The sequence below is a fragment of the Microcoleus sp. N9_A1 genome (assembly GCF_036701795.1).
Taxonomy (GTDB): Bacteria; Cyanobacteriota; Cyanobacteriia; order Cyanobacteriales; family Microcoleaceae; genus Microcoleus.
Genome location: NZ_JAUBRI010000019.1, coordinates 98,517 through 107,596 on the forward strand (window position 1 = coordinate 98,517; position 9,080 = coordinate 107,596).

Genomic DNA, 9,080 nt, shown 5'->3' on the forward strand with positions numbered 1-9,080 from the left:
CGAACCCCATGAATCCGAGTAAATTGCCAAAGCTTCTGTAAACAATTCCTGCGTAGCTAACTTGCCCGTTTTGATTTCTGGCGGATTGCAATCAAACACCCATCAATGTCACATAACAGCCATGCCATCAATCATAGCTGACTGAATAATTGTATAAGCCTCTACCCAAGCTTTTTCAGTTTTAGGTGTCCACTCTAAACCCATCTGCGCCTTCAGGGCTTGAATAAGTGCATTCGCAACAATAGGAAAATGTTCTACTGAAACGCCATATTTGGCATGAGTTGCACCTAATCCTTTAGCAAAAACATTAATTAACTTAGGTTTTCGTAAATTTTCAATAATTATTTCTAAGCTGTGCCAAAGCTTTTCTTTTTGCTGTCCCATATTTGTATTCATAAAAAGACTTTTAATCTGAGAAGAACTATCAAAAAGTATTTCATAAAACTTACTTACAAATTCATCAGATTTAGGCTTGATCAATGCTAAAGTTCTCTCTAACAGCTCGATGTTTAAAGTGATAGTTTTTTGTTCACACCAGTCCAAATAAATTTGGGCAACTTGATCCGAAGGGCAGAAGCTTAAACATTGAGCAAAGAATTCTGTAGCTTCGATAAATTTTTGTTGGCGGTATAAGCTCAAACCTCGATCAAATAAATTTTTTGTTGTTAATTTACCTCGCTTTGTTTCAGGAATATCTGCCTCAAAAACTTCATAAATTGTAGATAAGTTTACTTTTCCCTTAACACTAACTTGAGCAATCATCCGCATAGCATAGTTGCTAGGATTAGCTAATTTGTTAAAAGTCTGCTCTGTAATCAGTAAAGCAACACCATAATTTTTTGTTAATCCTTCCACACGAGAAGCTAAATTCACCGCATCACTAATTACCGTCGTATCCATGCGGTTTTGCCCGCCCACCGTGCCTAACATTAAATTCCCAGTATTAATGCCAATGCCAATCTTAATCGGGGCATAACCAGAATTAACTCGCTCTTGATTGTATACTTGAAGTTGATGCAGCATGGCAATACTGGCGTTTATTGCATTATCAGCATTACCGCTAAATAGCGCCATAATCGCATCACCCATATATTTATCAATAAAGCCATTATTTTCAATAATTGCTGATTCCATCCGAGATAAATAAGCATTAATAAAATGAAAGTTTTCCTCCGGAGTCATACTTTCCGAAAGCGTGGTGAAGTCGCGAATATCGGAAAATAGCACTGACATTTCTAACTGCACTTGGTCGCCCAATTCGACATCGACAATGCTTGATTTCTCTAAAAGATGGAGGAACTGATTGGGGACGAAGCGCTCGTAAGCTTTGTTGAGTTTAAAAAGTTCATTGGTGAACCTTATCTGCTCTGTTTCGGCTTTTTTGCGCTCCGTGATATCTTGAAATGCTGCTAGGCCGTAGGCAATATTGCTCTGATTATCATAGATAGGCGTTCCCCAAACTTCAATCGGTACAACCTTGTTAGGCTGGTAGATTTCTACATCATTAACAGTGGAACTTTCACCATTTAAAGCCCGCACTCCAGGCAGTTTTTCAACAGGATAGGGATCGGAAGTGTCAGCGGTATAGACTTGATAAACCTCTGCCAATTGTTCGCGCGTGGCATCAGGCGCAACTCCTTTTCCCAGAAGCTGCTGCGCCCTCTGATTAACGTAGTAAGGTGTACCACTTGGTTTGATTACTATTATCCCTACTGGCATCGCTTCTAAAAATTGAGTCAGTCTGTTCTCACTTTCGCGGACTTCTGTATAAAGCTTAGAGTTTTGAATTGAAATAGCCGCTTGTCCAGATAACACTTTTAATAGTTCCACTCTTTCTGGCGTAAAAGCTCCCGCTGTCAGATTGTTTTCTAGGTAAACAATACTGATAATTTGAGATTGGTTAATCAGCGGCACACATAAAATTGATTTGGGCTGATTTTTTCGGATGTAGGGGTCGTTAGTAAATTGTCCTTTTCGGAAAGCGTCATCCAGTACCACGCTTTCTTGAGTGCGGGCCACATAATTGACAATTGCGGAGGAAAGTTCTTGACAATTTTCAACGGGGATTGACTGCAAAACGGTGACTTGTTCAGAATTTATTGTCCCTTCAGCTTCAATTAACAGCGTTCCTTGGCTGGACAAAATCAGATAGCCTCGTTGCGCCCCCGCATTTTCCATCAAAATTTTCATCAAGCTAGACAGTAGTTTATCCAGCAGAATTTCACCGGAAATCGCCTGAGAAGCTTTCATCACCGTGGTGATATCTAGATTACTACCCGAACCAAGGGCCGTCACTGTTGCGGTAGTTTTAGTGTTTTTTATTCCCGATTGAATTGCTGACAGTAACTGGGGATATCGCGTTTCTAAATCTGTTACCTTAGCAGTGGCTCCCCATTGAACATAACAATAATACGCCTCAATCATGTACATTTGGGCAAATTTTTCTTTGCCCCATTCTAGATAAAATTTGGCGGCTAGTTCGTTGGCAAGAGCTTCTTCGTTGAGGAATTGATTTTCTTTAGCGAGGGAGATTGCGCGATCGTACATTTCAATCGCCTCGGCTTTATTACCCAAAACGCGATGTTTTTCGGCCTCAACCAAATACCATTTATGCAGATGATTCATCGGAGCATTTTGCGCCCACTGTTGCAGAATAGTTTGATGGGCTTCCGCCTGAGTAAGAACTTCAGCTTGCTCGGTTTCTGGCTGTGTGGGGAAGAGTGCCAAGTGCGTCAGAGCTGCATAAAAATGGAAAACGGGAACATGAACCAATCCCGATAATGCCATCAAATACGGCTTGACTTGGCAAATGTGGTTTAAGGCAGCCGGATAATTGCCCCATAAGTAGGCAAGCAGTAGTTGGTAAATGTAGACAAGAGCGATCGCACTGAATTCACGATCCTGATAGTGCTTAGGAATCATCACCGTTTCATCATAGGCAATTCCGATTAAGCAATCCGACAGAGTACAAACTTCCCTCAAGTTATGCAACATCTGCTGCTCCATATGCAAATAAGTCTGAGCAGAATATTGCTTAACCTGAGCCAAGGTAGCACTGTAGCCGGCAAGTTCCGGTTCCCAAGTATCCAGTTCTACCCCACCAAAAAAGTTGATGTAGCTGTAAGTAGCTATGTTGTAGCCAGCGTTAAGAAAATCGCCAGTTTCCATGCCAGCTATAAAGCCCTCTTTCAGGGTTGGTATCCCTGCCCTCATAGCATTTTGATGATGCTGAATAAATGCCCCAAACATATTATGAGTAATGCACTTAAATTCTCGTGCATTGACTTGATCGAGCAAATTCAATGCCAATTTACCAAAGCTATAGCCCGTTTTTGCCTCTCCCAAAAAGGCACTTAATACAAGCCCGTGAATCGCATAGCCCACTGTTGATGCGGGTGCATTCCCAAATTGGAGCGATAAACTTACCATCGTGGAGCTCAGTAGGGGCACTAAGCCTGGAATTCCCTGGAGAATGGGTGCAAATAACATGGCCAATATTGGCATAGCTGCCTGAGTCTGAGGATCGCTCATCACAGGCAGATCGATTAGTTCCTCAATTTTTCTGCCGCTTAGTTGGCTTGCAAGGCTCTGTAGCGCTTTACCAATCAAGGCTTCGTCAGCTTCGGTGGGGAGTTCAACCCCCAATTGCAATAGTGCATCTCTGGCTACTGCAATCGCTTCTAACGTCTTGCTCTGTGCTGTCTGTGCGACGATTTGAATTTCGTAAATTTTGATTTTGTCCAAGATTGTCTGTGCATTCTGTAACACTTGTGCTGCAATCTGCTCCATGCCATCAAAGTCAGCATTCAAATACGCGACTTCAGCAGCAGCAACATAGAGGTTCAGGGTCAACTCATACTGACTTTGCCAGCAGTTGGCCCTCAGCAGCTCAATCCCTGTTTGCAGATAGATATTTGCCGCAGCATAGGCGGTAGAACTTCTTGCCTTACCTCCCGCTTCTAAGTTGAGTAGGGCTAAGGCTTCTCGTTCGCTTAATTGATTGATTAACTCAATTCCTTGATTTAAATGCCCCACAATATCAAAGAGCTTTTCTTCTTTTTCTGTATCCGAATATTTGTGTAGGAGTAACTGTCCGATTTTGAGATGAGTGGCTTGTTTTTGGTTGTCGGGAATCAATGAATAAGCGGCTTGCTGGACGCGATCGTGCAGGAAGCGATAAGTTGGATTGGTAACAGACTCAGTATTGGATTGAGCATCTGTTGGAATGAAGCATTTATAGCCTTCTGTAATGGGTAAAATGAGTTCTTCTTGTAATGCTCTCCAAAGTGCTGATGCTGTTTGTTCGGGTAGTTCTTCGCTGACTACTGCCAAGGTATCTAAATCAAACTGCGCTCCAATGCAGGCGGCAAGTTTAATAACCTCCTGAGTTTGGGCAGGCAACTTCTGCAATTGCACCGCCATAAACTCCACCACATCCGAGGCGTGGGTAAGTCTAGCTTGAGCAATATCGCACTGCCACCCCCCTTTACTTCCCCCCTTACTAAGGGGGGACTGAGGGGGGTCAAAGATAATTTGACCATCTTCATAAAGCGACTTGAGGAATTGAGTCGAGAAAAAGGGATTACCTTTGGTTTTTTGATAAACCAATTCTGTCAAGGGCCCGGCCAAAGATAAATCGCAAATCAGCGTATCTGCTACCAACTGATTGAGATCTGCTAAACTCAACGGTTGCAGGGTAATAGTATTCACCACTGCCCCAGACTTCACAATCTCATCCACCGTCAACATAAACGGATGAGTAGGTGACACCTCATTATCCCGATAAGCACCTAACACTAACAGATGCCCCCTATCCTGCATCAACAGTTGTAATAACTTCAGGGATGCCGAATCTGCCCACTGTAAATCATCCAAAAACATCACCAAGGGATGTTCAGCGGTGGTAAATACTTGCACGAATTTCTGCATCAGCATATTGAAGCGATTTTGGGCGGCACTCCCCGACAGTTCTAGTGCAGGACTTTGAGCGCCAATAATGCGTTCTAACTCAGGAATTACCTCAATCAGCACTTGCCCGCTATCACCCACTGCTGTCAGAATATTGGTTTTCCATGTTTGTACCTGAGCATCACTTTCTGATAATAATTGTCCCATCAATTCCCGAAATGCTTGCACAAATGCACTGAAGGGAATATTTCGCTGGAATTGGTCGTATTTACCTTTAATAAAATAGCCCCGCTGTCTGGCGATCGGCTTAGGGACTTCGTTCACTACTGCGGTTTTACCAATGCCAGAGAAGCCAGCCACCAGCATCATTTCGGCGCTACCTGTACTAACTCGTTCAAAGGCCGCTAATAGATGAGAAATTTCAGTTTCCCTACCGTATAACTTTTCGGAAATTAGGAAACGGTCTGTAATATCCAGTGTTCCCAAGGTAAACTGCTCAATGTTACCCGTTGCTTGTAATTGAAACAGACAAGTTTCTAAATCCTGCTTGAGCCCGAATGCAGTTTGATAGCGGTTTTCCGCATTCTTCGCCATCAGTTTACTGACAATTGGCGAGACAATTAGGGGAATTTCTGGCTCAATTTCGTGCGGAGGAACTGGCTGTCTAGCAATGTGGCAGTGAACTAGCTCTAAAGCATCGTCTGTCTCAAAAGGCAGTTTTCCTGTCAGCAATTCGTAGAAGGTGACGCCCAGCGAGTAAAAGTCAGTGCGGTAATCGAGAGTGCGATTCATCCTGCCAGTTTGTTCCGGCGATATGTAAGCGAGGGTGCCTTCAATAACGTTGGGGTTTTTCAGTATCGGTGTTTCTCGGCTTAGCTGAGTGGAAATGCCAAAATCAATAATTTTTAATTGTTCTGTTTCCGGGTTATAAACAATATTCGAGGGGTTAATATCTTTATGAATGATATTTGCGTTGTGAATTTGACCTAATGCTTCCGTGGTGGCGATCGCAATTTGCAGAAACTCCTTGAGGCTAAACTTTCGCTGCTGCATCCATATTTTCAAGGATTCGCCGCCAAAGTCCTCTAAAAACATCATCAGGCTGTTTTGGTATTTTTGCAAGTCATAAACTCGCACGACTCCCGCCTCTTTCAACTCTTGGGTGATGCGGTATTCCGTGCGGTAGCGCACCAATTCTTGAGGTGTGGGGTAGCTCTCTTTGAGAAGTTTGAGGATAATCGGCTGGTTATCTGCTTCCCGAATAGCCCGGTAAACCAGAGAGTTAACACTTTCATAGAGAAGTGTCACGACGGCAATGCCTGGAATGGACAGCATATTGATTTTTAGGCTAAAAATTAACGCGCAGTCAAAACGCACCAGCTTTGTGTATAGAATAGCACCTGAGAAAGGCAAAAGTTTTGTTTTTGTCACAAATGTTTAGTTTTTCGGGCAGCAGCCTGCGAATACTTTTTGGTAGCCCCGATTTCGATCGCCTAATTTGTATGGTGCATCAACAGTCGATCGCACTTTTGCTTTGATTTCCAGCCCACATTACGCAGCCTGGGGTATCACACCGCATAATTACGCAAAAAACTCTATTTTTAAACTAATGCCTTAAAAAACTTTTTTCTCAGTCAATCTACTATGCAAAGGTATAATTTATAGATTTACTGCTGGATAAAAATAAGTAAAAACCGATCGTGACAGTTGAGGGTACAGAATGTGATTTTTAGGTAAAGCAACCGCCCTGATGGTGACTAAGCTCTTAATCGCTAAATCTACGCCGCAGTTGACCGCACTGAGCAGCTAATACCTTAAAGTTATAATTGTTCAGATAGGTGTTCTGCCAGCTAAAAGCTAATGAAACTAGCCTTCTTTTCTATACAGGGTGCTGCAATGGTAGCGATCGCAGCCACTATTTTGAGTACAGCGGTAGTACAAGCACAACCCATTGTTCCCGCACCCGATCGCACTGGCACTACTGTCACACCCGACGGCGATCGCTTGAATATCACAGGCGGCCAAACTTCTAGAGATGGAGCGAATCTTTTCCACAGTTTTCAACAGTTTGGGCTTACCGAAGGGCAGATTGCTAATTTTATCTCTAATCCCGCTATTCGCAACATTCTGGGTCGGGTAGTAGGCGGCAATCCTTCTATTATTAATGGTTTAATTCAAGTAAGTGGCGGCAATTCCAATCTGTTTTTAATAAATCCTTCGGGCATTATCTTTGGCCCTAATGCTAGCTTGAATCTTCCGGCTGCATTTACAGCTACTACTGCTACTAACATCGGTTTTGATTCCGGTTTATTCAATGTGGCTGGAGCGAACGATTACAGTACGCTGATAGGAACTCCGAACACTTTTTACTTTAATCTCAGCCAGCCGGGAAGCATTATTAATGCAGGTAGTTTAACTGTTGTGCCGATACAAAGTATAGCTTTGATTGGCGGCACAGTTGTCAACACTGGTTCCCTGAATGCTCCTCAAGGTAATATTATTGTCGCTGCTGTCCCTGGTGAGAATACAGTTCGGATTAGTCAACAAGGGCATTTATTAAGTTTAGAAATAGGGGTTGTTAACGGGGAATTGTTGGCACAGAGTGGGCAATTATCTCTGCCTTTGTCTCTTCCGCAATTGCTTGCGGGTGCAGGTGGGAAATCTGCTACTGGTATCTCCGTTAACGGTGCTGGAGAAGTCGTTTTGACGGCGGGTTTGAGGGTGGAAAGCGGAGATGTGGCGATCGCTAATTCTACTGTTAATAGTCAGAATGCTACACTCTCGGCAGCACGTAATCTCACTTTGGTAGAAAGCCAGCTACTTACTGAGAACAATTTGTATCTGTTGGCAGGAGATACGGTGCGGGTGCGGGATGGCAGTTATCCTTTCAGGGCGATCGCAGGCGGCAATCTTACTATACAAGGCAATCAAAATATTGATATCTTCGCCCTAAATTACCCTAACCCTGCATTCCAATCCGCAGGGGATATCACTTTATTGAGTAACGGCAATGTTTCGGGCGATGCTCACTTCGCTGCGGGTGGTAATGTAAGTGTTCTCACATTGTCTGGCAACGGCGGCAGGTTTGTGAGTTTGTTCGACCCGATTATTAGCTCCGAGGGAGATGTGAGATTTGGGGATTATACTGGAACCTCACTTAAGGTAGAAGCAAAAGGCGCGATCGCGGCGGGAGATATTACTATTACTGGGCCAGATACTACTTTGTCAGGTTCCGCCGATCCAGATGCGGCGGTGCTTTCAGGTAGTGCAGCTTTAATTCTGCGATCGGGCGTTTCGACTCTGGCGAATCCTGCGAATCTGCCGCCGAATGTCACCGCAGGGGAGACATTTTTTGCTTCACCAGGTGTTGCTTCGGGCAATAGTATCGGAGTGGGAGCGATTTCGACAGCAGGCGGGCCTGTGATTTTGGAGTCGGGAGGGGACATTGCGCTGGATGCGATCGCCACTTCTGGCGGTAATATTACTCTCAAAGCTGCCAGCGACATCGCCGTTACAGGCACTCTTCAGTCTACTGGCGGCAGTATTGACCTCACGGCTGGCAATCTTCTCACAGTCAGCGGCACTTTTACAGATAGTAACGGTGTAAATGCGAGCATTTCCAGCGCTAATGGCACAAGTGGCGGCGCGATTACTATTCGCCACGCAGGGGGCACGACTACACCTTTTATTGTCGGTGATGCGACAACGAATGGGACGGCGGGAGCCATTACATCAGGTTCCGAGACAATTTCGCCACAGTTCGCGGTGCCGGTGCCGCCTAGCACTTACACTCAGGGCAATATTGCGATCGTTACTTCCGCGCCATCTCCAACACCGGAACCAACACCGGAACCAACACCGGAACCAACACCGGAACCAACACCGGAACCAACACCATCTCCAACACCATCTCCAACACCATCTCCAACACCATCTCCAACACCATCTCCAACACCGGAACCAACACCATCTCCAACACCATCTCCAACACCGGAACCAACACCGGAACCAACACCATCTCCAACACCATCTCCAACACCGGAACCAACACCATCACCAGCGCCATCTTTAATACCAGAACCAACGCCATCACCCGCGCCATCTTTAATACCAGAACCAACGCCATCACCCGCGCCATCTTTAATACCAGAACCAACGCCATCACCCGCGCC

At 44.6% G+C, this 9,080-nt stretch carries 2 protein-coding genes; one reads left to right on the plus strand and one right to left on the minus strand.

The annotated features are described in order from the left end of the window. Positions 1-108: 108 nt before the first annotated feature. Entirely contained in the window at positions 109-6,243 is a 6,135-nt protein-coding gene (locus tag QUA58_RS11865; RefSeq protein WP_333394192.1) for an AAA family ATPase, read from the minus strand. A gap of 561 nt (positions 6,244-6,804) precedes the next feature. Between QUA58_RS11865 and QUA58_RS11870 the strand changes: the two genes are divergently transcribed. Continuing rightward, the coding region (locus tag QUA58_RS11870; protein WP_445301873.1) for a two-partner secretion domain-containing protein at positions 6,805-9,080 on the plus strand (2,276 nt) is incomplete at its 3' end.